The sequence below is a fragment of the Pseudomonas sp. DD1 genome, from assembly GCF_044510355.1.
GTDB lineage: Bacteria > Pseudomonadota > Gammaproteobacteria > Pseudomonadales > Pseudomonadaceae > Aquipseudomonas > Aquipseudomonas shahriarae.
In genome coordinates, this window is sequence record NZ_MSAJ01000039.1 from 60,918 (window position 1) to 83,153 (window position 22,236).

The following is a 22,236-nucleotide window of genomic DNA, read 5'->3' on the forward strand; positions in this document are numbered from 1 at the left end:
ATTGTGTCATCGCAATGACGGATTTATGACGACAGGCCCGGTACTGGCTTAGTTGAACGGCGCAGGACGCGGGGTCTTGGCCGAGGACGGTGGCAGGATCGGCAGCTTGAAGTCCGGCTGGTCGCCGGTCAGGGTGTCGAGGAATGCGACAATCTGGCTGACCTCATCGGTGCTCAACTTGCGCCCCAGTTGCAGGCGGGCCATCACGTCCACGGCTTCGCTGAGGTTCCAGTAGGCACCGTCGTGGAAGTAGGGGTAGGTCAGGGCGACGTTACGCAAGGTCGGTACCTTGAACATCATCCGGTCCTGATCCTTGCCGGTCAGGCCCGCCACGCCCTGGGCCGGGTTCTGGGTGGCATAGGGTTCGACCATGCCCATTTTCTGGAAGGTGCTGCCACCGACCGCTTCGCCGTTATGGCACGCCACACAGCCGATGCTCTTGAACAGCTGGTAGCCCTGCGCCGCAGTGGCGCTGATGGCTTTTTTATCGCCCAGCAACCAACGGTCGAATGGGGCGTTGGGGGTGACCAGGGTTTCTTCGAAGGCCGCAATGGCATTGGTCACATCGTCGAACTTGATGCCGTCATCGCCATAAACCTTCTTGAACGCCGCCTGGTATTGCGGGATCGAGCGCAGTACGTCCACCGCCAGGTCGTGGGTAAAGCCCATCTCGCCGGGGTTGGCGATCGGGCCGCCGGCCTGCTCCTGCAGAGTCGCCGCGCGCCCGTCCCAGAACTGCGCGACGCTCATGCTCGAGTTGAGCACCGTCGGCGAGTTGATCGGGCCCTGGTGCCAGTTATGGCCGATGGAGGTGGGCAGGTTGTCGCTGCCGCCCATGCTCAGGTTGTGGCACGAGTTGCAGGAAATAAAACCGGACTTGGACAAGCGCGGGTCGAAGAACAATTGCTTGCCCAACTCGACTTTGTTGGCATCGGTGATCTTCGCCGGTTGCACCGGCAGGATGGGTTCATTGGCGGCGGCGGCCCCCCAGGCCTCGCCGCCCAACATCAATCCGAACATCAGCATTAACGGTCTGTACACGGTGTGCTCCCCACAGGCTTATAGTTCTAATAACCATGTGCTCTGTATGGGCAAATCGCCATGATCCAGGTCAATCGAACAGGTTAGGGCTTTTGCGCCAGCATCGTTTCGGCGCCGCGCTCACGCACCCAGAACAACGTGGCCCCGGCCACCGCCGCCGGCATCATCAGCAGGTTGACCACCGGCACCAGCAACACCAGGTAAACAATCCCGCCGAAGCTCATGCTCTGCCAGCGCTTCTGGCGCAGCCAGGCGAGCATTTCGTTCCAGCCCAGCTTGTGGTTGTCGGCCGGGTAGTCGATGTATTGGATCGCCATCATCCACACCCCGAACAGCAGCCACAGCGGTGCGGCAATCAGGTTGACCACAGGGATGAAGGACAGGATAAACAGGCCGATGGCCCGGGGCAGGAAGTAGCCCAGCTTGCGCATTTCCCGGGCCAGGGTGCGCGGGACCATGGCGAACAGCTCGGCCCAGCTGAAGGCGGGGAAATCATCGGTACCGCGCACCACCACTTCGACTTTTTCCGCGAGGAAGCCATTGAAGGGCGCGGCGATGATATTGGCGAGCATGGTGAAGCTGAAAAACACCATAAAGGCCACCAGCAGCACAAACAGCGGCCACAGGATGTAGCTGAGGAAGCTCAGCCAGTTGGGCAGCGTCGGCATCAAGGTGTCGACCCACAGGCTGAACTGATGGCCAGCAAAATAAATCAACCCGACGAACAGTATCAGGTTGATCGCCAGGGGCAGCAGGACGAACAGGCGCAGGCCTGGGCTCAAGACCAGTTTCAGGCCTTCACGCAGGTATTGTGGGCCTGACAGAACGGGGGCGGGCATGGAAAACTCCGGGCAAAAGGGTAAACGCGCCGACCTTACCGGCTTTGCCGGTAGGGTGAAAGCACGGTCAGCAAGCCGACATTAACGGTAACAAACATGTTGATTAATAGGTGCCACAGCATAGAGACCGCCTATGAGCTGGATTGTTAATCCGTATTTCCTTAATCTTGCCCCCCTCTATACGCTGCACCCATTATTTTTAGGGCCTGCGAGTTAAAAAGCCTTCCCCAAGTGCTTCGCGGTCCTTTTTTATTCCAGCCGCTCTGTAGTCCGGGCGGTCGATAGGAGTGAGTCATGTCTGATACCCGTCATTCGCGAGTGATTATTCTCGGTTCCGGCCCTGCCGGTTACAGCGCTGCGGTCTACGCGGCCCGGGCCAACCTCAAGCCGTTGCTGATCACCGGCATGCAGGCGGGTGGTCAGTTGACCACCACCACTGAAGTCGACAACTGGCCGGGCGACGTCCACGGCCTGACCGGCCCGGTGTTGATGGAGCGCATGAAAGAGCACGCCGAGCGTTTCGAGACCGAAATCGTCTTCGACCATATCAATGCCGTGGACTTCTCGAAAAAGCCCTACAGCCTGACCGGCGACAGTGGCGTCTACACCTGTGACGCGCTGATCATCGCCACCGGCGCCAGCGCCCGTTACCTGGGGCTGCCATCGGAAGAAGCGTTCATGGGCAAAGGCGTTTCCGCCTGCGCGACCTGCGACGGGTTCTTCTACCGCAACAAGCCGGTGGCTGTGGTCGGTGGTGGTAACACCGCTGTCGAAGAAGCACTGTACCTGGCCAACATCGCCAGCACCGTGACCCTGGTTCACCGCCGCGAAACCTTCCGCGCCGAGAAGATCCTGATCGACAAGCTGCACGCGCGGGTTGCCGAAGGCAAGATCATCCTCAAGCTCAACGCCACCCTGGATGAAGTCCTGGGCGACAACATGGGGGTGACCGGTGCGCGCCTGAAAAACAACGACGGCAGCTTCGACGAGCTGAAAGTCGACGGCGTGTTCATCGCCATCGGCCACACTCCGAACACCTCGCTGTTCGAAGGCAAGCTGACCGCCAAAGACGGTTACCTGGTGGTGCAGGGCGGCCGTGAAGGCAATGCTACCGCGACCAACATCGAAGGCATCTTTGCCGCTGGCGACGTGGCTGACCACGTCTACCGCCAGGCCATCACCTCGGCCGGCGCCGGCTGCATGGCGGCCCTGGATGCCGAGCGTTACCTCGACGGCTTGAAAGACGCTGCTTTCTAAACCGTTGCAATGAAAAAACCGGCTGCGAGGCCGGTTTTTTTATGGGCGCGATTCAAGCAACGCCAGAGTACAGACGTGTTAACCCGATCAGCGACGGCTCAAGGGCTGGGCGCCGAACTTCACACCCGCCAACCCATGCTCGATCAACGCGCGGATATTGCCGTGATCTGTGCCCTCAGGCGTCGCCAGCACCGAACGATAGTGCTCACCAAACGCCAGCAGGGCCTCTTGGTCGCTCAAACCTTCCAGCAGCGCCAGGCCCAGGGTCTTGCACGAGCCCTCGTTTTGCCCGGCGGCGTTTTCTACACCACCGTTGGTGAAGGCCTGGGGCTGGTAGTCGTAGCCGGCAGCGATAAACGCCAGGGTGTCGGCAAAGACATGTGCGCCGCTGTTGAGGCTGGCGCGCAGGGTGTTCAGGTCAGTCATGGGGTTTTCCTTTGGCAAACGCCGCTTGTTGTTCGGCGCTGGCTTCTTGCTGGTATTGGGCTTTCCACTCGGCGTACGGCATGCCGTAGACCACTTCGCGGGCGTCATCGAGGCTGACCTCGATCTGGCGTTCGTCGGCTTCGGCCTTGTACCACTTGGACAGGCAGTTGCGGCAGAACCCGGCGAGGTTCATCAGGTCGATGTTCTGTACGTCCTTGCGGCTGTCCAGGTGTGCCACCAGCCGGCGGAAGGCGGCGGCTTCGAGTTCCAGGCGTTGTTGATCAGTCATGGGGTTCACGCAGATTCAGGGGGTTAACGGCTGGCTGCCAGGGTGATCGACACCGACTCGGCAAAACGCAGCGCATGGGGCTTGTCGACTTCGACTTCGGCATACAGCACCGACTCATTGCTCATCACCAGGTCCAGCAGTTCCTGGGTCAGGCGTTCGAGCAGGGCAAAGCGGTTGCCTTCGACGTGGGCGATGATGGCCTTGGTGATGGTGCGGTAGTTCAAGGCGTGGTCAATGTCGTTATCGCGCACCGCGTCTTGTGCGGCATACAGGATGGTCAGGTTGATCAACACATCCTGCTTGTTGAGGATCTCCTCCTCGTTGATGCCAATAAAGGTGCGCAGACACAGGTCCTTGACCCGGATGCGCGCCATACCTGGTTGAAGTTGTGGCATTGCTACTTGCTCCGTCCAATCAGTTGCAGGAACCCCAGGCGGCTGGTGTTCGGGTTTACTTGACATGCCGCCCGCCATTGACGGTCAGGGTGGTGCCAGTCACATAAGGGTTGTCCAGCAGGTAACGCACGCTCTGGTAAATCACCTCAGGCCCGGGTTCGATACCCAATGCAGACTTGGCCAGGACCTTGGCGCGATAGGCCGCGTCGTCGCCGTCGTTGAACATCACCATGGCCGGCGAGATGCCATTGACCTTGATCCGGGGCGCGTATTGGGCGGCGAAGGACAGGGTCAGGCTGTCGAGCCCGGCCTTGGTGGCGCAGTAGGCGATATGCTGGCGGCTGCCCTTGCGGGTCACGTCGTCGCTGATGTGCACAATGTCGGCCAGCGTCGAGCAGCGCAACAAGTCAGCACAATGCAGGTTGATCAGGTACGGCGCAAGCATGTGCACGCTGAACATATCAATAAAGGCGTGGGCTTCGTCGCCAGGTGTTTCTGCGGCCCAGGTCGAGGCATTGTGGATAATCGCCCGCAGGCTATCGGTATGGCTCTTGAGTTCGCTGATAAATGCCAGGATGCCGGCCTCAGAGGAGAAGTCGGCAAACACGCCAATCGCCCCACGTTCGCGCAGGGCCTGCACGCCGGGACGCTCACTGCGATAGCTGAAGATCACCGGCTGGTTGTCGTCCAGCAGGCGCAGGGCGCAGTGCAAGCCGACACGTTGGCCGGCGCCGGTGATCAGGATCGGAGCGGGAGAAGTCATGGGAAGCTCGAGTCGCGGGCAAGCTAAAACTATACCAGCGACCGGCCTGTTGCGGATCGGCTCAAACGGTTGCTTCGGCAGGTTTTACCCGTGGCGGCGCAGGATTGAGCCAGCCTGCCAGCAAATGGGTCGACAGCGGAATGAACAGATAGACCATCAACGGCGTCAGGGCCAGAGTGCTGACCAGCACGCGGCTGAACAGGCCCAGTTCGGCCATCAAGGGCTCAAGGCCAAAGTTGAACAGCAGCGACACCGGGAAAAACGCCAGCCAGATCGCCACGGCCTGTTTCCAGCGCGGCGGGCGTTGGCCTACGGCACCAAACCAGCCCTCCATGCCGCTGACCCGATGCTCCATAGGGTCGGCAAACAACTCGCTGCCACGGCTCAGCCAGGCGCTGCGCGAGGCCGAGAATTCCCAGGCGTGCAGGGTCTGCTCGTCGGCGAAGCGGAAGATGATCTGGAATTCGCCACCGTCGGCAGGCGGGGCAAGCACGCCGGAGCCCAGGTAACCGGGAAAGTCAGTGGCCAGTTGCTCGCCTTCACGCAGCCAGCTCATCATGTCTTGATAGCGACCTTGGGCAGCGCGGCGCGCGACCATCAAGGTGACGGGGAGGGTAGACATTGTGTATCTCCGAATGTGTGGGAGCGCTGTACCGGGTAGGTGGCGTCCCTGGCGAAACCGCGGGGTAGAGCGGCGACGCAGAAAAAACAGGCAAGGATTATTCCTGATTTGACGAAATACGCCAGCGACATTGGACGGCTGGGCAATTCCCTTGAAAAAGACAGGTATAAAAGCGTTAAATGGGATCCAACTTTGTATAGTTTTGGTCAGCCGATGCCTGTAATCACAGCACCATCCCAAGGTATTGCACCAAGCGCCCACTGTGCGGCAGATGAGTTGTTCCCGATTCGCGAAGTTGCGAGATTGACGGGTATCAACCCGGTCACGCTCCGAGCGTGGGAGCGGCGTTATGGTTTGATCCAACCGGTACGCACCGAAAGCGGGCATCGCCTGTACACGCAGAAGGATATTGAGACCGTCCATCGCATTCTGGATTGGATCGAGCGTGGCGTGGCGGTCAGCAAAGTCGGCAAGATCCTCGCGCGCGACGATTCGCAGGCCTCTTTCGTGCGCCAGTTGCAGGAAGGCGACGCAGAACACGAGTCGACTCAGTGGCAGCAGCAGTTGCAACTTGCCATCGGCGCTTTTGATGAGCTGCAACTGGAACGCCTGTACGGGCAGATTTTTGCGGCGTACCCCGTTGCGGTGGTGTTCCAGGACATCCTGATGCCCCTGTGGCAACAGTTGTTGCGTCACCAGGGGCGTTTTGGTCAGGCCAGCGAATGGCTGTTTTTCGACAGTTTCTTGCGGGCGCGGATTTCCCAGCGCCTGCAGATGGCCCGTGCCGGCCGTACGCCACAGGTATTGCTGGCGGCCATTGCCGGTGAGTGCCGAGAACTGGAGTTGCTGGTGGCGGGGCTGATGCTCAGTGGTGATGAACTGGCCGTTCACGTGTTGAGCTTGGGCCATCCCCTGGATGAGTTGACGCTGATCTGCGAGAAGACCCGGCCGCAGGCGCTGGTGCTGTTCTCCAACCACTCACCGACCCACGATTTGCCCAATCGGCTGGAGCGCTTGGCCCTGACCCTGGAGTGCCCGCTGCTATTGGCCGGTGATGCCTCGGACATGGCCGACAAGCAACTGGCCGGTACTGCCATCGGTTGCCTGGGCAATGAAGGGCGGTTGATGCAGCGACGCTTGCAGCAGTTTCTCAGTGGAACCCTGGATACCTGAGATCAGGCATGCACTTCGGGGTGGGCCAGGCGATGCTGTTGCAGGATGAACTGGCGCAGGCGCTCGGTTTCATCCGCATCACCCTGGCTCAAGCGGTAGGCAAACAGGCCGCGAGCCGTTTCGCGCTCTAACGTGCCACGCACGGCAATCCGTTCGTAGCCGGAGGGGCTGAACCACATCGAGAACGTGCGCGGTGGTTTGCTGCGGCCGCGACACTGCACCAGCAGGCCCTTGAACGACACTTCATGCACCCACAACGCTCCCGGCTGACCCCTGACGTTTTCCAGGGCGACCGGCTCTTCAAGCACCAGGCGCCAGGGCCGGATCATCGGCCCATCCTCGAAAATACTCGGCACCCCAAGACGCAAGTGCACGGCATGGAACTCGTCTTCCACCAGTTGCAGTGGAAAGGTCATTTGCTGGTTATCGAACTGCGCCTGGATCGTCACCTGCTCATGGGCCGCCAGGCGCGTAAGCAGGTCGCGGATCTGCGCGCCACCGTTGACCGTCAGGCTCGACGACACATCCCGCACATTCAGCTGCGGGTTGTGGTGCATGTTCTGGATGAAATCCAGCTCGTCCTGGGTCAAAAGCGCGTCGCGTTGCATTGATGTGGCTCAAGGAAATGCGTGATTAAACTGATTATCACCCTAAAGACCATATTTTCTAAAGTTTGTTAGATCCGCTCGTCGCCCGGAGCGTTGCCAACTCGGCCGTAAGTGCTGCTACCTGGGCTTCCAGCTGGGTCACACGCTGCTGGGCCTTGACCTGAACCGTGACATCTTTTTGCACGCCGACGAAGTAAGTCTGCTGATCGGCCTGGTTATAAACCGTCGATAATGACAGTTCATTCCAGAAATGCGTGCCGTCCTTGCGGTAGTTGCGCAGGATTTCCCGGCATGCGCCGCCACTGTCAAGGGCTTCGCGAATGGCCATCAGGGCCGGCTGGTCGCGGTCACCCGATTGCAGGAAGCGGCAATCCTGATAAAGGACGTCGTCCAGGTTGTAGCCGGTCATGCGTTCGAAGGCGGGGTTCACGTAAATCAGCGGCTTGTCCTTGCCTTCCCGTTCCGCCACGACAATCCCGTCGTTGGAGGCATTGACCACCATTTGCATGAGCTTGGCGTTGATCATTGAGCGATCCATAGCGTGTTTGTGGATTTCTTAGTGTAGGGCAACCCACCCGGCTGCCAACTGTTAATATCCCAGGTTTTCACTCAACTACAGGATCAGATTGATGAAAGTCGCCATCCTTTCCGGCTCGGTCTATGGCACGGCAGAAGAAGTTGCCCGCCACGCCATGGGTATCCTCAATGCAGCCGGTTTCGAGGCCTGGCATAACCCGCGGGCGACCCTGGCCGATGTGCAGGCCTTCGCCCCGGACGCCTTTCTGGCCGTCACCTCCACCACCGGCATGGGCGAACTGCCGGACAACCTGATGCCGCTGTATTCGATGATCCGCGACCAACTGCCCGCCGCCTGGCGCGGTTTGCCTGGCGCGGTGATCGGCCTGGGCGACGCCAGCTACGGCGACACCTTCTGTGGCGGCGGCGAGCAGATGCGTGAGTTGTTCGGCGAATTGGGCGTGCGCGAAGTCCTGCCAATGCTGCGCCTGGATGCCAGCGAAAGCGTCACCCCGGAAGCTGACGCGGAGCCATGGCTGGCAGAGTTGGTCAGCGCACTGCGCGGCTGATCGGGTATTCGCGCAGCAGCGCCAGCCAGGCCAGGGCGGCTTTCGACAGATAGGCGCCCTTGCGCCAGATAAAGGCGATATCCCAACGTAGGAATTGCGGTGCCCTGAGTGTCAGGCGCACCACGCCGGGACGTTCCAGCCCGCGTGCGACCACGCTGGGCAGCAGCACCACGCCCTGGCCGGCGGCCACCAGTGCCACCAGAAAGTCCGCCTGGCCACTGCGCCCACTTTCCCGGGGTGTGAAGCCCAGTTGCTGGCAGGCCTGGAGTAGCCGGTCATTGAGCACAAAGCTGCGCTGGTACATCAAAAATGGCGTGTCGGCCAACTCCTCCAGGCCAATCTCTGTGTGCTGCGCCAGTGGGTGGTCCACGGGCAGCAGCGCATCCAGCGGTTCATCACAGAAAGCTTGCCAGGCGAAAGCCGGATCGGTGGGCAGCAGGCTGCCGCCGACGTCCAGCTCACCCGCGAGGATTGCCTGCTCAATATTGCGGCTGCCGCCTTCGAGCAATTGGATGCTGACATTGGGGTAGCGCCGGCGATATTCGGCAAACAGCCCGGCAAACAGGGTGTCGCCCCCCAACTGCGGCAGGCCCATGCGCAACTCGCCACGGGTGAGTTGATTCAAGTCGTCCAGCTCGCTCAGCAGCTCGGTTTGCAGGCGCAACATGGCTTCGGCCCGTTGCAGCACCACCTGCCCGGCGGCGGTCAGGCGCACCTGGGAGCCAATGCGGTCGAGCAGCGGCGTGCCCAGGCTTTGCTCCAGTTGCGCCACTTGCTTGCTCACGGCGGACTGGCTGATATGCAAGGTTTTCCCGGCCTGGGTAAACCCGCCACGGTGGACCACTTCGATAAAGCTGCGCAGTTGTTTGAATTCCATTGCGGTAATTCCTATTTGGAATGGCTTGCAGTCTAACAATTCGCTTCGGGTATGCCACGCGGCTCTTTAAAATGAAGGCCTGCGAGGAACCTATGTCTACTAAACGCTTAACCTTCAAACATCTGGGCCGGCTGCTGGTTGAGTTGCTGGTATTGCTGGCGATTTACTTGCTGGGCTGCCAAATGGCCGTGTGGCTGGCCTGGCCGATCCCTGGCGGGGTGATTGGCCTGGGCTTGCTGTTGCTGGTGTTCGCCAGCGGCCTGATCAAGCCGGCGGCCCTGCAATTGGGCGCTGGCCTGCTGATGGCAGAGATGCTGCTGTTCTTTATCCCGGCGCTGATGAGCCTGCTCGATTACGGCGGCCTGATGCGCCATGACGGCTGGCGGATCATGCTGGTGATCGCCCTCAGTACCCTGATGGTGATGCTGGTCACGGCGTTTACCGTCGAACTGGTCTGCCGCTGGAAGTTGCGCCATGAAGCTTGAACTGATGCCGCTGTTCTGGCTGGCCCTGACCCTGGTGGCCTATGGTTTCAGCCGCTGGATCTATCGGCGTACCGGGCGCTACCTGCTGTCGCCACTGATTCTGGTGCCCGCGCTGCTGCTGGCGGTGGCCGTGCCACTGAACACCGCCTATGCCGAGTACTCCACCGACACCCATTGGCTGATGCTGGTACTGGGGCCGGTCACGGTGGCGTTCGCCATTCCGATCTGGCAGCAGCGCCAGTTATTGATGCGGCACTGGTCGGCGTTGCTGCTGGGGATGCTGGCGGGTAGCGCGGCATCCATTGGCACCTCATTTGGCCTGGCCAAGGCCCTGGCCCTGGACAGTTCGGTCACGATGTCGTTGGTGCCACGCTCGATCACCACGCCCTTTGCCATGCCCCTGGCCCATGACTTGGGCGGTGTACCGGAGCTGACGGCGGTATTTGTGATGTTCACCGGTGTGTTCGGCGCCATGCTCGGCGGGGTACTGCTCAAGTGGTTGCCGCTGCGCAGTGCCCTGGCGCGGGGCGCGTTGTTTGGCGTGGGCGCCCACGGTGCGGGCGTCAGCCGTGCCCATGAAGTGGGGGGCGAGGAGGGCTCGGTGGCCGGGCTGGTGATGGTTTTGACCGGTTTGCTCAACCTGTTTGCCGCGCCTTTATTGGCGTCGCTTCTCTGACACCTTGTTGTACGAATATGAACTATCCTCGTAGTTGACTCGCTCGGTCATCAAGCTGGCTGCCAACGCAACTACGGCTGCCCCGAGGTCTGACTAGACTGGCCCATCACCCTAAAAAAATAATAAGAACACCACAGCGTCGAGGTCATTGCCGTGAGCCTAGCCCCCGTTCAATCGACACAGAGTGTGAAAGACCAGGTCAGCGCCGCCGAATGGCAGGCCCGTATCGACCTGGCCGCCTGCTATCGCCTGGTGGCCCTGCATGGCTGGGATGATCTGATTTTCACCCATATCTCGGCCAAGGTGCCGGGCACCGAAGACTTCCTGATCAACCCGTTCGGGCTGATGTTCCACGAAATCACCGCCTCCAGCCTGGTCAAGGTCGACCAGGCCGGCAACAAGTTGATGGACAGCCCCTACGAGATCAACCCGGCCGGCTACACCATCCACAGCGCGGTACACGAAGTACGCCACGACGTGGTCTGCGTGCTGCACACCCACACGGCGGCTGGCGTGGCCGTGTCGGCGCAGAAGCAGGGCGTGCTGCCCATCAGCCAGCAATCGCTGTTCGTGCTGTCGAGCCTGGCCTATCACGCCTACGAAGGCGTAGCGCTGAACCACGAGGAAAAGGCCCGCCTGCAGGCCGACCTGGGGCCGAACAATTTCCTGATGCTGCACAACCATGGCCTGTTGACCTGCGGTGCGACCATCGCCGATACGTTCCTGATGATGTTCACCTTCCAGCGCGCCTGCGATATCCAGGTGCTGGCGCAAAACGGCGGTGCGGAATTGATTGCCATCGAGCCGCAGATTCTGGCGGGGGCCAAGGCGATGATTGCGGGGGTGACCAAGAGCGCCCAAGGCATGGGCGGTGCGCTGGCCTGGCCGGCATTGTTGCGCAAGCTGGACCAACAAGACCCAGGATACCGACTCTGATGCCACTGGCCGAGATCCCCCTGAGCGCCTGGCGCAAGCGCGGGCAGAGTTTTGTCTTTCGCGGGCAGACCCTGCGTTATTGGGTGGCCGGGCAGGGCGAGCCCTTGCTGCTGATCCACGGTTTCCCCAGCGCCAGTTGGGACTGGCATTACCTCTGGCAGCCCCTGGCCCAGCGTTATCAGGTGATCGCCTGCGACATGCTCGGCTTCGGCGACTCGGCCAAGCCCCTGGACCACACTTATTGCCTGCTGGAACAGGCCGACCTGCAACAGGCGCTGCTGGCCCATCTGCGGATTCAACAGCCGGTGCATGTCATGGCCCATGACTACGGCGACAGCGTGGCCCAGGAACTGCTCGCCCGGCACTACGAAGGTCGTTTTCAACTGGCCAGTTGTGTATTTCTCAATGGCGGGCTGTTCCCCGAGACCCACCGCGCGGCGCTGGTACAAAAACTCTTGCTCAGCCCCCTGGGGTGGATGATCGGTCGCGCATTCGGGCGCAACGCCCTGGCCGACAGCTTCAAGCAGATCTTCGGCCCCGACACCCGTCCCAGCGAAAGTGCCCTGGATGATTTCTGGAGCTTGATCGAAAACAACGACGGCCCGCGGATCCTGCACAAACTCATCGCCTACATTCCCCAGCGCCGTCGCCAGCGTGAGCGCTGGGTGGCGGCCATGCAGCGCGGCGAAGTGCCGTTGCGGGTGATCGATGGCGAAGTCGATCCGGTCTCCGGCGCGCACATGGTCGCGCGTTACCGCGAGTTGATACCGGACGCCGACACGGTGTTGCTGGCCAATATCGGCCACTACCCGCAGATCGAAGCGCCGGTGCAGGTGCTCAAGCATTACCTGGCATTTCGCGACGGCATCGGCAACAGCAAAGACCCGCTATGGGAACTGGCTTGTGTAGGAGCTGGCTTGCCTGCGATGGGTACACCTCGGTAAATCAGTTGTACCGAGGTGTACCCATCGCAGGCAAGCCAGCTCCCACACAAGCCAGCTCCCACACAAGCTATCTCCTGCATCAGTTCAATCATCCCCGTGCCTTATTGCGCACCATTCACCCCCGCCCGTATTTATTGTGACCACAAGCCCGGTGCCTGACACTCAAGCCATCGTCCACTGTCTTCGCTGGAGTTCCCTATGAGTGAGTCTGTGCAGTTCCAAGATAAAGTCGTGATCGTCACCGGGGCCGGGGGTGGTTTGGGCCGTGCCCATGCGCTGCTGTTCGCCAGGCACGGGGCCAAGGTACTGGTCAACGACCTTGGTGGCTCGACTCAGGGCGAAGGCGCCAACGCCTCGGCGGCCGACCGCGTAGTGGCCGAGATTCGTGAGGCCGGCGGCATTGCCGAGGCCAATCACGATTCGGTGACCGACGGCGAAAAGATCGTGCAACACGCCCTCGACGTGTTTGGCCGCATCGACGTGGTGGTGAACAACGCCGGGATCCTGCGGGACAAGACCTTCCACAAGATGGAGGACAGCGACTGGGACCTGGTGTACCGCGTGCACGTCGAAGGCGCCTACAAAGTGACCCGCGCCGCCTGGCCGCATATGCGCGAGCAAGGCTACGGCCGGGTGATTTTCACCGCGTCCACTTCAGGCATCTACGGCAACTTCGGCCAGTCCAACTACGGCATGGCCAAGCTCGGCCTGTATGGCCTGACCCGCACCCTGGCGTTGGAAGGGCGCAAGCACAACATCCTGGTCAACGCCATCGCGCCCACTGGCGGCACGCGCATGACTGAAGGGTTGATTCCGCCGCAGGTGTTCGAGCGACTCAAGCCCGAGCTGGTCAGCCCGCTGGTGGTGTACCTGGGCAGCGAGACCTGCCAGGAAACCTCGGGGCTGTTTGAAGTGGGCGGCGGCTGGATCGGCAAGACCCGCTGGGAACGCAGCCTGGGCGTAGGCTTTGATCCTGAGGCTGGCTTCTCGCCAGAGGATGTGGCGGCGCACTGGCAGCAGATCTGCGACTTTGAAGGGGCGGCCCATCCCAAGGACAATATCGAAGCCTTGAAAGAGATGATGGACAACCTGCAGAAGTACAGCCTGTGATCGTTACCTGAAAAACATTTAATCCTGCGGGGCGCTGAGAGCGCCCCGCTTTGTTTCAGGCATAAAAAAGGCCGCTGCAAAAGCAGCGGCCGAAGTAAGACGTTGGATCAAGGAGCTACAAATCAACGTCAGTGAACACCGTTAACAGACTGAAAATAAGCTTCAATCCATCCAAAACTGGCTTTCGTGAAGCAGGCTGTTTGCCTTGAAAGCCCGGCAAGAATAGTCCGTTGTAACAGAATGAAAAACACTGATTCAGGACAAGGACTGTTACCAAAACAACAACAGTGGCGCCCCTGCCGGGCGGGGGTATCCATTCTCTTGATGGCGCTCCATCCACTGCGTCCATAGCCCCGCTGATACCCACGCTAGAGCCTGCGCTAATCCTTTCGAGCGACACAACGAATACCTCCTTGGTGCGCTTATCGCTCCTGCTGGCGGGCAGTAGGGTGGGGCCTTCTGTCACACCACCGGGGAAGACGCATGACAAAAACAACAATGCGCGCCATCTTCAGGCCACAGGCGCTGGCCGCTGCGGTTGCTTTGGGCTGCTGCGTTCAGGCGCAGGCTGTTTCATTCAATATCGGCGAGATCGAGGGTCAATTCGATTCATCGCTGTCGGTCGGGGCCAGTTGGGGCATGCGCGATGCCGACCGCAAGCTGGTGGGGACGGTCAACGGCGGCAGTGGCCAGGCCTCCACCGGGGATGACGGGCGCTTGAACTTCAAGAAGGGCGAAACCTTCTCGAAAATCTTCAAGGGCCTGCACGACCTGGAACTCAAGTACGGCGATACCGGTGTGTTTGTGCGGGGCAAATACTGGTACGACTTCGAACTCAAGGACGAAGACCGCGCGTTCAAGCCGATCAGCGACCACAACCGCAAGGAAGGCTCCAAGTCCAGCGGTGCGCAGATCCTCGATGCCTTCGTCTATCACAACTATTCCCTGGGCGACCTGCCGGGCACCGTGCGCGCCGGTAAACAGGTGGTCAGTTGGGGCGAAAGTACCTTCATCGGCAACTCCATCAACAGCATCAACCCCATTGACGTCTCGGCCTTCCGCCGGCCGGGCGCCGAGATCAAGGAGGGCCTGATTCCAGTCAACATGCTGTTCGCCTCCCAGGGCCTGACCAACCAACTGACCGTGGAAGGTTTCTACCAGTTGGAATGGGACCAGACCGTGCTGGATAACTGCGGCACCTACTTTGGTGGCGACGTGGCGGCCGATGGCTGCACCGACAACTACACCGTTGGCAGCCCGGCGATCCGCCCGCTGCAACCGGTCGCTGCCGCGTTCGGCCAGGGCTTTGGCGTAACCAATGAAGGGGTGATCGTACGCCGCGCCGCCGACCGTGACGCCCGGGATTCCGGGCAGTTCGGCATGGCCTTGCGCTGGTTGGGCGATGACACCGAGTACGGCCTGTACTTCATGAATTACCACAGCCGCACGCCGACGGTGGGCACCCTCACGGCCAACACCAACCTGGCGACCATCGGCAATATCATCAATACCGCCAACGGCATTGCCCCCGGCAGTGGCGCCGGCCTGGCGCAGAGCGTGATGCTCGGGCGCGGCCAGTACTACCTGGATTACCCCGAAGATATCCGCCTGTACGGCGCCAGCTTTTCCACGACCCTGCCCACCGGCACGGCCTGGACCGGGGAAATCAGCTACCGCCCCAACGCCCCCGTGCAACTCAACACCACTGACCTGACCCTGGCCCTGGTCAACCCGATTGCCGGTAACACCGTGTCACCTATCAGGAGCTCATTTGGCGCCGACAACATCGGCTACCGGCGCAAGGAAATTACCCAGTTCCAGACCACCATGACCCAGTTTTTCGACCAGGTGCTGGGCGCCGAGCGCCTGACCGTGGTGGGCGAGGCGGCCATCGTGCGGGTCGGCGGGCTGGAGAACAAAACCAAGCTGCGCTACGGCCGCGATTCGGTCTATGGCCAATACGGCTTTGGCGGTGACACTGACGGCTTCGTCACCGCGACCTCCTGGGGTTATCGCGCCCGGGCGATCCTCGACTACAACAACGTGATCGCCGGGATCAACCTCAAGCCCAACCTGTCCTGGTCCCATGACGTCAAGGGCTACGGCCCCAACGGCCTGTTCAACGAAGGGGCCAAGGCGCTCAGCGTCGGGGTCGATGCGGACTACCGCAACACCTACACCGCGAGCCTGAGCTACACCGACTTTTTTGGCGGTGACTACAACACCCTGACCGACCGTGACTTCCTCGCCCTCAGCTTCGGCGTGAACTTCTGATTCGGCTAAAAAAGAACAAGGACAACAACCATGCGTAAGACGATTTTGCAGTGCGGTGTGCTGGCCCTCAGCCTGTTGGCCGCCAACGTGATGGCCGCGGTGTCACCGCAAGAAGCCGCCAAGCTGGGGACCACCTTGACCCCGGTGGGCGCGGAGAAGGCCGGTAACGCCGATGGCTCGATCCCGGCCTGGACCGGCGGTATCCCGAAAAACGCCGGTGCGGTGGACAGCAAGGGCTTTTTGGCCGACCCGTTTGCCAATGAAAAACCGCTGTTCGTGATCACTGCGGCCACGGTCGACAAGTACAAGGACAAACTCTCGGACGGCCAGGTGGCGATGTTCAAGCGTTATCCCGAGACCTACAAAATTCCGGTCTACACCACTCACCGCACGGTCAACCTGCCCGACGATATCTACGAGTCGATCAAGCGCAGCGCGCTCAACGTCAAGTCGATCAACGACGGCAACGGCCTGGAAAACTTCACCGGCAACCGCTACTACGCCTTCCCGATTCCGAAGAATGGCGTCGAGGTGTTGTGGAACCACATCACCCGTTACCACGGCGGCAACCTGCGGCGCATCATCACCCAGGCCACACCGCAGACCAACGGCAGCTACACGCCGATCCGCTTCGAAGAAGAAGTGGCGGTGCCGCAACTGATCCCGGACATGGACCCGGCCAAGGGCGCCAACGTGCTGACCTTCTTCAAGCAGTCGGTCACCGCGCCCGCCCGCCTGGCGGGTAACGTGCTGCTGGTGCACGAAACCCTCGACCAGGTGAAGGAACCGCGCCTGGCGTGGATCTACAACGCCGGCCAACGCCGCGTGCGCCGTGCACCGCAAGTGGCCTACGACGGGCCGGGCACCGCGTCCGACGGCCTGCGCACCTCGGATAACTTCGACATGTTCTCCGGCGCGCCAGACCGCTACGACTGGAAGCTGGTGGGCAAGAAGGAAATGTACATTCCCTACAACGCCTACAAGCTCGACTCGCCATCCCTCAAGTACGACGACATCATCAAGGCCGGCCACATCAACCAGGACCTGACCCGCTATGAACTGCACCGGGTCTGGGAAGTGGTCGGCACGGTCAAGCCCAACGAACGGCACATCTACGCCAAGCGCCACATGTACATCGACGAAGACAGCTGGCAAGTGGCGCTGGTGGATCACTATGACGGCCGTGGCCAACTGTGGCGCGTTGCCGAAGGCCATGCGCAGTTCTACTACAACCACCAGACCCCGGCCTACACGGTCGAGACCCTGTACGACATCATCGCCGGGCGCTACATCGCCCTGGGCATGAAGAACGAGGAGAAGAGCAGCTTTGTGTTCGGCTTCAACGCCAAGGCAGCGGACTACACCCCGGCGGCCTTGCGCGCCTCGGGCGTACGCTGACCTGAGGTTGTAAACCCAATCCTGTGCCGGGCTCACATGAAGCCCGGCTTTTTTATGCTCGGCAATCAGCCCGCTGAATACTTCTTCAACAATGCCCATTGACAGGACTACGGTAGTCCGCACGCCGCATAACAATAAAAAAGGGACGCTGTAATGACCGCCATGACTCGTCGCCTGGATCGTCCTGGATTCATGCCACGTCTGTCTTCCCACCATTTGCTGCGCCCACGCCTGGCCGAGCCGTTGCGGGGTACCGAGGCGCGGGTCCGGTTGCTGTGCGCGCCGGCCGGCAGCGGCAAGAGCGCCTTGTTGGCCGAATGTGCCCTGCAGGCCCCGGCGAGCTGCCAGGTGTATTGGTTGCCGCTCAATGGCGCAGCTTTGGCCCCGCTGGATTTCTGCCAGCGCCTGGCCCAAAGCCTGGGCCTGGCGTTTGTCGATGAAGCCAGCTTGCTGCTGGACCTGAGCCGCTGGCAAGCGCCGGCCTGGCTGTTTCTCGATGACTATTGCCGGGTGTCGGCACCAGCCCTGGATGCCTTGCTCGATCGGGTGCTGACGGCCAGCAGCCCGGCCTTGGTCTGGTGGCTGGGGGCGCGGCGCCGACCGGCCTGCAATTGGCCGCGGCTGTTGCTCGATGATGAATTGTGGGAGTGCGGCGGCACCGAGTTGGCGTTCGATCAGCGCGAGGTCCAGCAACTGCTCGAGCATCACGCCGCCGCCGGGCAGACTGCCGACAAGGTCCTGCAATTCAGCGCCGGTTGGTGCGCTGGCGTGCGTATTGCCCTGCTGGAAGGCGACAGCCATCCCGACAGCGGCGCCTGGCATGGGCGTTCCCAGACCCTGCTCGACTATCTGCAGCACGAGCTGTTCAGCACCCTGCCTGAAGAGCTGGAGGAGGCCTGGCGCGTACTGGCGCACTTGCCACGTTTTAACCAGGGGCTATGCGAACACCTGTTTGGCTTTGGCGATGGCGCCGACTGCCTGCGTGAACTTCAGGCCCTGGGGGCGTTTATCGAGCCCTGGGAAGACTCGCCGGACTGGCTGCAGGTCTTCACGCCCCTGGCCCAGTTGCTGCGCGACGAACCCTGGCCGGCCCGGCGCTCCTGGCACCGGCGCGCCTGCCAATGGTTCAGCGCGGCCCAGGATTGGCAGGCGGCGTTCGAGCAAGCGCTGTTGGCCGAGGAGTACGAAGCGGCGGTCAGCCTGTTGGAGCACTTCAGTTTCGAAGACCTGTTCCGTCAGCAAAACGCCGTGTTGTTGTTGCGCCTGCATGAGCAGCACGGTGACGAGTTGATGCTCGGCTCGGCGCAACGGGTGGGGCTGGTCACCGCCGCCTTGCTGTTTGCCGGGCGTTTCGAGCAGGCCGCGCAATGTGTTGATCAACTGGCACGTTTCACCCCGCAACCCACGGCCGCCTTGCAACGGCATCTGCTGGCGCGCTGGCAGGCGCAGTGGGGGTGGTTGTTGCATCTGGGGGGCGAAGCGGTGCGGGCCCGCGCGCACTTTCTCGATGCGTTGAATGATCTGCCGGACAGCGCCTGGACGTCGCGCCTGATGTGCCTGTCCGGGCTGACCCAGCAAGCGCTGTTGCGCGGCGAACTGGACGTGGCCCAGGCCCTCAACCGCGAGGCGCTGTGCCTGGCGCGGGCCCATGGTTCGCTGTTGCTGGAGGCGCTACTGGAGCTGGATCATGCGCAACTGCTGGAGCAGCGGGGCGCACCGTACCGGGCCCAGAGCCTGCTGGAAGGCGTGCAGGCCATGTTGATCCAGCAGCGTCTCAAGACCGGGCCGCTGATGGGCCGGATTGCCTTGCGCCGAGGGCATCTGGCACTGCGCCAGGGGCATGACGCCCTGGCCACCGAATGCCTCGAAGCCGGCCTGGGCATGTGCCTGCATAGCCAGGACAAGCGCGTGCTGTATGGCTTCCTCGGGTTGGCAATGCTGGCGGCCAACCGCGGCGACTACGCCCAGGCGTTTATCCAACTGCGCGACGCCGAGCGCCTGATGCAGCGCCGGCAGGTGCCCGATACGGTGTACCGGGCGGTGTTGCTGTTGCTCAGCGGGCATTTCTGGCTACAGCAGGGGCGGGCCGAACTGACCCTGGAAGCGGTCAGCCGGGTGCTGCGCCATTATCACGGCCCCCACGCCAAGCAGGCGCCGCCGGCGACCCTGGAGTTGATCCCCCGGCTGGAGTATCTGCTGGTGCTGGCCCAGGTCAAACTACGCCGTGCCGAGCACCCCATCCAGCGGCTCACCGCCTTGCTCGACACCGCCCGCGAGTCTGGCATGCAGTGCCTGGAAGTGGAGTTGCAGTTGGTGCTGGGCGAGGTGGCCTGGCAACTGGGGGAGAAAGCGCTGGCGGTGCGTGCGCTGCAAACCGGTCTGGCCCTGGCGGCGCGCTGTCAGGTGCAGCAGGCGGTGCGTGAACTGCGCCTGCGCCAGCCGGGGTTGCTCAGTGAATTGGGGCTTGAACCTCAGGAGGCAGTGGCGGCGCCGGGGGAAAACCCGTTGAGCCAACGGGAGCTGGAAGTGTTGCAACTGATCGCACTGGGCAACTCCAATCTGGAAATTGCCGACCTGTTGTTTATCTCGCTGCACACGGTGAAGACCCATGCACGGCGGATTCACAGCAAATTGGGGGTGGAGCGGCGCACCCAGGCGGTGGCCAAGGCCAAGAGCCTGGGCCTGATGGCCTGAGCGACGGTACTACAGGCAATGGAGATCAACTGTGGGAGCTGGCTTGCCTGCGATGGCGGTGTATCAGTCGCAGAATGTATCAACTGACCCACCGCCATCGCAGACAAGCCAGCTCCCACATTAGCCCACATGCATTCAGTTCCAGCGAGTCAGGGTTGATAACCCATCCGCCAACTCACCGCCTGGCTCGCTGCCAGCAATTGCCGGGCCGCCGGTCCATCTTCATCGGCATGGAACAACGAGGTCGGCCCCACCACCGTCATCACCGCCACCACCTGCCCCAGCGCATTGAATACCGGCGCCGACAGCGCATCGACCCCCGGCATCAGCAAACCATGCACAAAGTGCAGGCCACGCTGGCGAATCTGCTCACAGGCCTGCACATACGCCTGGTCGTCCGCCAGCGCATGGGCGATGCCGGCCTGGATCTCCTGCGCGCGCAGGTCAACGGTTTCGCGCTCAGGCAAAAACGCGCTGAACACCAGGCCCGTCGAGGAACTGAGCAGCGGCAGCACCGAGCCCAATTGCGTCACCACCGTGACCGCACGCACCGCCGGTTCGATATGCACCACGGTCGCGCCGTGGTTGCCCCATACCGCGAGAAAGCAGGTTTCATTCAACTCGTCGCGCAGCTGCGCCAGGGGCAGGGTGGCGACTTTCAGTACGTCCATGCTGCCCAGCGCCGCCAGCCCCACGCGCAAGGCCTCGCGGCCCAGGCCGTAATGGTTGGTGGCCGCGTTCTGTTCGGCAAACCCCGAGGCAATCAGGGCCTGCAAGTAGCGGTGGACCTTACTGGCCGGCATCTGCACGTGCTCGGCCAGACGCGACAGGGATGTGGCCGGCGACAGTTCGGCCAGGGCCTTGAGGATGTCGGTGCCGACCTCGGCCGAGCGGACTTTCTGTTTACCGGTGTCGCGGGGGGCGGGCGGCTTTTCCATGGAGAGCGTGTGTCCGAAAGACGAATGGCGGTCTTTATAGCTTGACGGTCGATACGGAGCAAATTACGTTATGCGTAACTGGATTACGATAAAAACAACTTCCTTACTGAGGACGATCCATGACCCTCGATTATCAATCGGGCTTTGGCAATGAATTCGCCAGCGAAGCCTTGCCAGGTGCACTGCCGGTCGGCCAGAACTCCCCGCAAAAAGCGCCCTACGGGCTGTACACCGAACTGTTCTCCGGCACCGCGTTCACCATGGTGCGCAGCGAAGCCCGGCGCACCTGGATGTATCGCATCCAGCCGTCGGCCAATCACCCGGCATTCATCAAGCTGGACCGGCAACTGGCCGGCGGCCCGCTGGGCGAGGTCACGCCCAACCGCCTGCGCTGGAACCCGCTGGATATACCTGCAGAACCCACCGACTTTATCGACGGCCTGGTCGGCATGGTGGCCAACGCCGGCGCCGAGAAGCCCTCCGGCATCAGCATCTATCACTACCGTGCCAACTGCTCCATGGAGCGGGTGTTCTTTAATGCCGACGGCGAACTGTTGATCGTCCCTGAGCAAGGCCGCCTGCGCATCGCCACCGAACTGGGGGTGCTGGAGGTCGAGCCGCTGGAAATCGTCGTGTTGCCACGGGGCCTGAAATTTCGCATCGAGCTGCTGGATGCCCAGGCTCGCGGCTACGTCGCCGAAAACCACGGCGCGCCGCTGCGCCTGCCGGACCTGGGGCCGATTGGCAGCAATGGCCTGGCCAACCCCCGGGACTTCCTGACCCCGGTCGCCCACTACGAACATCTTTCGCAACCCACGCCTCTGGTGCAGAAGTTCCTCGGCGAGCTGTGGGGCTGCACCCTCGACCACTCGCCGCTGAACGTGGTGGCCTGGCATGGCAATAACGTGCCGTACAAATATGACCTGCGCCGCTTCAACACCATCGGCACGGTGAGCTTCGATCACCCGGACCCGTCGATCTTTACCGTGTTGACCTCGCCCACCAGCGTTCACGGCCTGGCCAACCTCGATTTCGTGATCTTCCCGCCGCGCTGGATGGTGGCCGAGAACACCTTCCGTCCACCCTGGTTCCACCGCAACCTGATGAACGAATACATGGGCCTGATCCAGGGTGCCTATGACGCCAAGGCCGAAGGCTTCCTGCCCGGCGGCGCGTCGTTGCACAGTTGTATGAGCGCCCACGGCCCGGATGGCGAGACCTGCACCAAGGCCATCGCCGTCGACCTGGCGCCGCACAAAATCGATAACACCATGGCCTTTATGTTCGAGACCAGCCAGGTGCTGCGCCCGACCCGCTTCGCCCTGGATTGCCCGCAATTGCAAAACACTTACGACGCTTGCTGGGCCACGCTGCCGGCAACCTTCAACCCGAATCGGAGATAAGCC

23 protein-coding genes are annotated in these 22,236 nt (G+C 61.8%); 12 read left to right on the forward strand and 11 right to left on the reverse strand.

The annotated features are described in order from the left end of the window. Positions 1-48 precede the first annotated feature (48 nt). Both PSFL_RS26080 and cysZ read right to left on the reverse strand, forming a co-directional pair. Positions 49-1,026 (reverse strand): cytochrome-c peroxidase, encoded by a 978-nt coding sequence (locus PSFL_RS26080; RefSeq protein WP_162947782.1) that lies wholly within the window; start codon positions 1,024-1,026, stop codon positions 49-51. Between the two features lie 98 nt (positions 1,027-1,124). Then, positions 1,125-1,880 carry a sulfate transporter CysZ gene (cysZ, locus tag PSFL_RS26085; protein WP_057437792.1) on the reverse strand — a complete coding sequence of 252 codons (756 nt, stop codon included), beginning with the start codon at positions 1,878-1,880 and terminating at the stop codon, positions 1,125-1,127. 294 nt (positions 1,881-2,174) lie between these two features. Between cysZ and trxB the strand changes: the two genes are divergently transcribed. Next, complete coding sequence (gene trxB / locus PSFL_RS26090; protein ID WP_057958322.1) at positions 2,175-3,137, forward strand: thioredoxin-disulfide reductase; 963 nt, start codon at positions 2,175-2,177, stop codon at positions 3,135-3,137. A gap of 87 nt (positions 3,138-3,224) precedes the next feature. Here the strand turns inward: trxB and PSFL_RS26095 are convergent, their stop codons facing one another. From PSFL_RS26095 to PSFL_RS26115, 5 genes are all read right to left on the reverse strand, one after another. Continuing rightward, complete coding sequence (locus PSFL_RS26095) at positions 3,225-3,563, reverse strand: HopJ type III effector protein (RefSeq protein ID WP_057437794.1); 339 nt, start codon at positions 3,561-3,563, stop codon at positions 3,225-3,227. Then, positions 3,556-3,852 carry a DUF1244 domain-containing protein gene (locus PSFL_RS26100; protein ID WP_057437796.1) on the reverse strand — a complete coding sequence of 99 codons (297 nt, stop codon included), beginning with the start codon at positions 3,850-3,852 and terminating at the stop codon, positions 3,556-3,558. Before PSFL_RS26100 ends, PSFL_RS26095 begins: the two co-directional genes overlap by 8 nt. Before the next feature lie 23 nt (positions 3,853-3,875). Further along, positions 3,876-4,247, reverse strand: a complete 372-nt coding sequence (folX, locus tag PSFL_RS26105) for a dihydroneopterin triphosphate 2'-epimerase (protein WP_057437798.1) — start codon at positions 4,245-4,247, stop codon at positions 3,876-3,878. 55 nt (positions 4,248-4,302) lie between these two features. Further along, complete coding sequence (folM, locus tag PSFL_RS26110; RefSeq protein WP_057437799.1) at positions 4,303-5,010, reverse strand: dihydromonapterin reductase; 708 nt, start codon at positions 5,008-5,010, stop codon at positions 4,303-4,305. A 61-nt stretch (positions 5,011-5,071) separates the two neighbouring features. After that, a complete protein-coding gene (locus PSFL_RS26115; protein WP_397470642.1) occupies positions 5,072-5,632 on the reverse strand; it encodes an antibiotic biosynthesis monooxygenase in 561 nt (186 codons plus the stop codon). Between the two features lie 213 nt (positions 5,633-5,845). Between PSFL_RS26115 and PSFL_RS26120 the strand changes: the two genes are divergently transcribed. Further along, a complete protein-coding gene (locus PSFL_RS26120) occupies positions 5,846-6,805 on the forward strand; it encodes a MerR family transcriptional regulator (protein ID WP_057437810.1) in 960 nt (319 codons plus the stop codon). Between the two features lie 2 nt (positions 6,806-6,807). On the opposite strand, the gene PSFL_RS26125 is transcribed toward PSFL_RS26120, so the two are convergent. Both PSFL_RS26125 and PSFL_RS26130 read right to left on the reverse strand, forming a co-directional pair. Then, positions 6,808-7,413, reverse strand: coding sequence for a hypothetical protein (locus PSFL_RS26125; RefSeq protein ID WP_115127440.1), 606 nt, complete (start codon positions 7,411-7,413; stop codon positions 6,808-6,810). A 58-nt stretch (positions 7,414-7,471) separates the two neighbouring features. Beyond that, positions 7,472-7,939 carry a PAS domain-containing protein gene (locus PSFL_RS26130; RefSeq protein ID WP_057437813.1) on the reverse strand — a complete coding sequence of 156 codons (468 nt, stop codon included), beginning with the start codon at positions 7,937-7,939 and terminating at the stop codon, positions 7,472-7,474. 103 nt (positions 7,940-8,042) lie between these two features. On the opposite strand from PSFL_RS26130, the gene PSFL_RS26135 reads away from it, so the two are divergent. Then, positions 8,043-8,498 carry a flavodoxin gene (locus PSFL_RS26135; protein ID WP_057444540.1) on the forward strand — a complete coding sequence of 152 codons (456 nt, stop codon included), beginning with the start codon at positions 8,043-8,045 and terminating at the stop codon, positions 8,496-8,498. Here the strand turns inward: PSFL_RS26135 and PSFL_RS26140 are convergent. Beyond that, positions 8,479-9,375, reverse strand: a complete 897-nt coding sequence (locus PSFL_RS26140; RefSeq protein ID WP_057437816.1) for a LysR family transcriptional regulator — start codon at positions 9,373-9,375, stop codon at positions 8,479-8,481. The genes PSFL_RS26135 and PSFL_RS26140 overlap by 20 nt on opposite strands. Positions 9,376-9,467: 92 nt before the next feature. On the opposite strand from PSFL_RS26140, the gene PSFL_RS26145 reads away from it, so the two are divergent. The 8 genes from PSFL_RS26145 (at position 9,468) to PSFL_RS26180 (ending at position 19,892) form a co-directional block, all read left to right on the forward strand. Then, positions 9,468-9,860, forward strand: a complete 393-nt coding sequence (locus PSFL_RS26145) for a CidA/LrgA family protein (protein WP_397470643.1) — start codon at positions 9,468-9,470, stop codon at positions 9,858-9,860. After that, positions 9,850-10,536, forward strand: coding sequence for an LrgB family protein (locus PSFL_RS26150; protein ID WP_057958328.1), 687 nt, complete (start codon positions 9,850-9,852; stop codon positions 10,534-10,536). Before PSFL_RS26145 ends, PSFL_RS26150 begins: the two co-directional genes overlap by 11 nt. Positions 10,537-10,689: 153 nt before the next feature. Next, positions 10,690-11,472 (forward strand): class II aldolase/adducin family protein, encoded by a 783-nt coding sequence (locus tag PSFL_RS26155; protein ID WP_057958329.1) that lies wholly within the window; start codon positions 10,690-10,692, stop codon positions 11,470-11,472. Next, a complete protein-coding gene (locus PSFL_RS26160; RefSeq protein ID WP_057437820.1) occupies positions 11,472-12,416 on the forward strand; it encodes an alpha/beta fold hydrolase in 945 nt (314 codons plus the stop codon). The genes PSFL_RS26155 and PSFL_RS26160 overlap by 1 nt, the downstream gene beginning before the upstream one ends. A gap of 198 nt (positions 12,417-12,614) precedes the next feature. After that, positions 12,615-13,526 carry an SDR family oxidoreductase gene (locus tag PSFL_RS26165; RefSeq protein ID WP_120731680.1) on the forward strand — a complete coding sequence of 304 codons (912 nt, stop codon included), beginning with the start codon at positions 12,615-12,617 and terminating at the stop codon, positions 13,524-13,526. A 483-nt stretch (positions 13,527-14,009) separates the two neighbouring features. After that, positions 14,010-15,800 carry a DUF1302 domain-containing protein gene (locus tag PSFL_RS26170; protein ID WP_115127444.1) on the forward strand — a complete coding sequence of 597 codons (1,791 nt, stop codon included), beginning with the start codon at positions 14,010-14,012 and terminating at the stop codon, positions 15,798-15,800. Between the two features lie 30 nt (positions 15,801-15,830). After that, a complete protein-coding gene (locus PSFL_RS26175) occupies positions 15,831-17,198 on the forward strand; it encodes a DUF1329 domain-containing protein (protein ID WP_115127445.1) in 1,368 nt (455 codons plus the stop codon). Between the two features lie 153 nt (positions 17,199-17,351). Then, positions 17,352-19,892: a LuxR C-terminal-related transcriptional regulator gene (locus tag PSFL_RS26180; RefSeq protein ID WP_397470644.1), complete on the forward strand. Its 2,541-nt coding sequence runs from the start codon at positions 17,352-17,354 to the stop codon at positions 19,890-19,892. Between the two features lie 149 nt (positions 19,893-20,041). Here the strand turns inward: PSFL_RS26180 and PSFL_RS26185 are convergent, their stop codons facing one another. Continuing rightward, positions 20,042-20,830, reverse strand: coding sequence for an IclR family transcriptional regulator (locus PSFL_RS26185; RefSeq protein WP_057958335.1), 789 nt, complete (start codon positions 20,828-20,830; stop codon positions 20,042-20,044). 119 nt (positions 20,831-20,949) lie between these two features. On the opposite strand from PSFL_RS26185, the gene hmgA reads away from it, so the two are divergent. Then, positions 20,950-22,233 (forward strand): homogentisate 1,2-dioxygenase, encoded by a 1,284-nt coding sequence (gene hmgA, locus PSFL_RS26190; RefSeq protein WP_170060209.1) that lies wholly within the window; start codon positions 20,950-20,952, stop codon positions 22,231-22,233. Positions 22,234-22,236: the final 3 nt, after the last annotated feature.

What these genes read in the sequence shown, in the direction of transcription:
- PSFL_RS26080 (WP_162947782.1), bottom strand. Translation starts at nt 1,026, where the DNA reads ATGCTGATGTTCGGATTGATGTTGGGCGGCGAGGCCTGGGGGGCCGCC.
- cysZ (WP_057437792.1), bottom strand. Translation starts at nt 1,880, where the DNA reads ATGCCCGCCCCCGTTCTGTCAGGCCCACAATACCTGCGTGAAGGCCTG.
- trxB (WP_057958322.1), top strand. Translation starts at nt 2,175, where the DNA reads ATGTCTGATACCCGTCATTCGCGAGTGATTATTCTCGGTTCCGGCCCT.
- PSFL_RS26095 (WP_057437794.1), bottom strand. Translation starts at nt 3,563, where the DNA reads ATGACTGACCTGAACACCCTGCGCGCCAGCCTCAACAGCGGCGCACAT.
- PSFL_RS26100 (WP_057437796.1), bottom strand. Translation starts at nt 3,852, where the DNA reads ATGACTGATCAACAACGCCTGGAACTCGAAGCCGCCGCCTTCCGCCGG.
- folX (WP_057437798.1), bottom strand. Translation starts at nt 4,247, where the DNA reads ATGCCACAACTTCAACCAGGTATGGCGCGCATCCGGGTCAAGGACCTG.
- folM (WP_057437799.1), bottom strand. Translation starts at nt 5,010, where the DNA reads ATGACTTCTCCCGCTCCGATCCTGATCACCGGCGCCGGCCAACGTGTC.
- PSFL_RS26115 (WP_397470642.1), bottom strand. Translation starts at nt 5,632, where the DNA reads ATGTCTACCCTCCCCGTCACCTTGATGGTCGCGCGCCGCGCTGCCCAA.
- PSFL_RS26120 (WP_057437810.1), top strand. Translation starts at nt 5,846, where the DNA reads ATGCCTGTAATCACAGCACCATCCCAAGGTATTGCACCAAGCGCCCAC.
- PSFL_RS26125 (WP_115127440.1), bottom strand. Translation starts at nt 7,413, where the DNA reads ATGCAACGCGACGCGCTTTTGACCCAGGACGAGCTGGATTTCATCCAG.
- PSFL_RS26130 (WP_057437813.1), bottom strand. Translation starts at nt 7,939, where the DNA reads ATGATCAACGCCAAGCTCATGCAAATGGTGGTCAATGCCTCCAACGAC.
- PSFL_RS26135 (WP_057444540.1), top strand. Translation starts at nt 8,043, where the DNA reads ATGAAAGTCGCCATCCTTTCCGGCTCGGTCTATGGCACGGCAGAAGAA.
- PSFL_RS26140 (WP_057437816.1), bottom strand. Translation starts at nt 9,375, where the DNA reads ATGGAATTCAAACAACTGCGCAGCTTTATCGAAGTGGTCCACCGTGGC.
- PSFL_RS26145 (WP_397470643.1), top strand. Translation starts at nt 9,468, where the DNA reads ATGTCTACTAAACGCTTAACCTTCAAACATCTGGGCCGGCTGCTGGTT.
- PSFL_RS26150 (WP_057958328.1), top strand. Translation starts at nt 9,850, where the DNA reads ATGAAGCTTGAACTGATGCCGCTGTTCTGGCTGGCCCTGACCCTGGTG.
- PSFL_RS26160 (WP_057437820.1), top strand. Translation starts at nt 11,472, where the DNA reads ATGCCACTGGCCGAGATCCCCCTGAGCGCCTGGCGCAAGCGCGGGCAG.
- PSFL_RS26165 (WP_120731680.1), top strand. Translation starts at nt 12,615, where the DNA reads ATGAGTGAGTCTGTGCAGTTCCAAGATAAAGTCGTGATCGTCACCGGG.
- PSFL_RS26170 (WP_115127444.1), top strand. Translation starts at nt 14,010, where the DNA reads ATGACAAAAACAACAATGCGCGCCATCTTCAGGCCACAGGCGCTGGCC.
- PSFL_RS26175 (WP_115127445.1), top strand. Translation starts at nt 15,831, where the DNA reads ATGCGTAAGACGATTTTGCAGTGCGGTGTGCTGGCCCTCAGCCTGTTG.
- PSFL_RS26180 (WP_397470644.1), top strand. Translation starts at nt 17,352, where the DNA reads ATGACCGCCATGACTCGTCGCCTGGATCGTCCTGGATTCATGCCACGT.
- PSFL_RS26185 (WP_057958335.1), bottom strand. Translation starts at nt 20,830, where the DNA reads ATGGAAAAGCCGCCCGCCCCCCGCGACACCGGTAAACAGAAAGTCCGC.
- hmgA (WP_170060209.1), top strand. Translation starts at nt 20,950, where the DNA reads ATGACCCTCGATTATCAATCGGGCTTTGGCAATGAATTCGCCAGCGAA.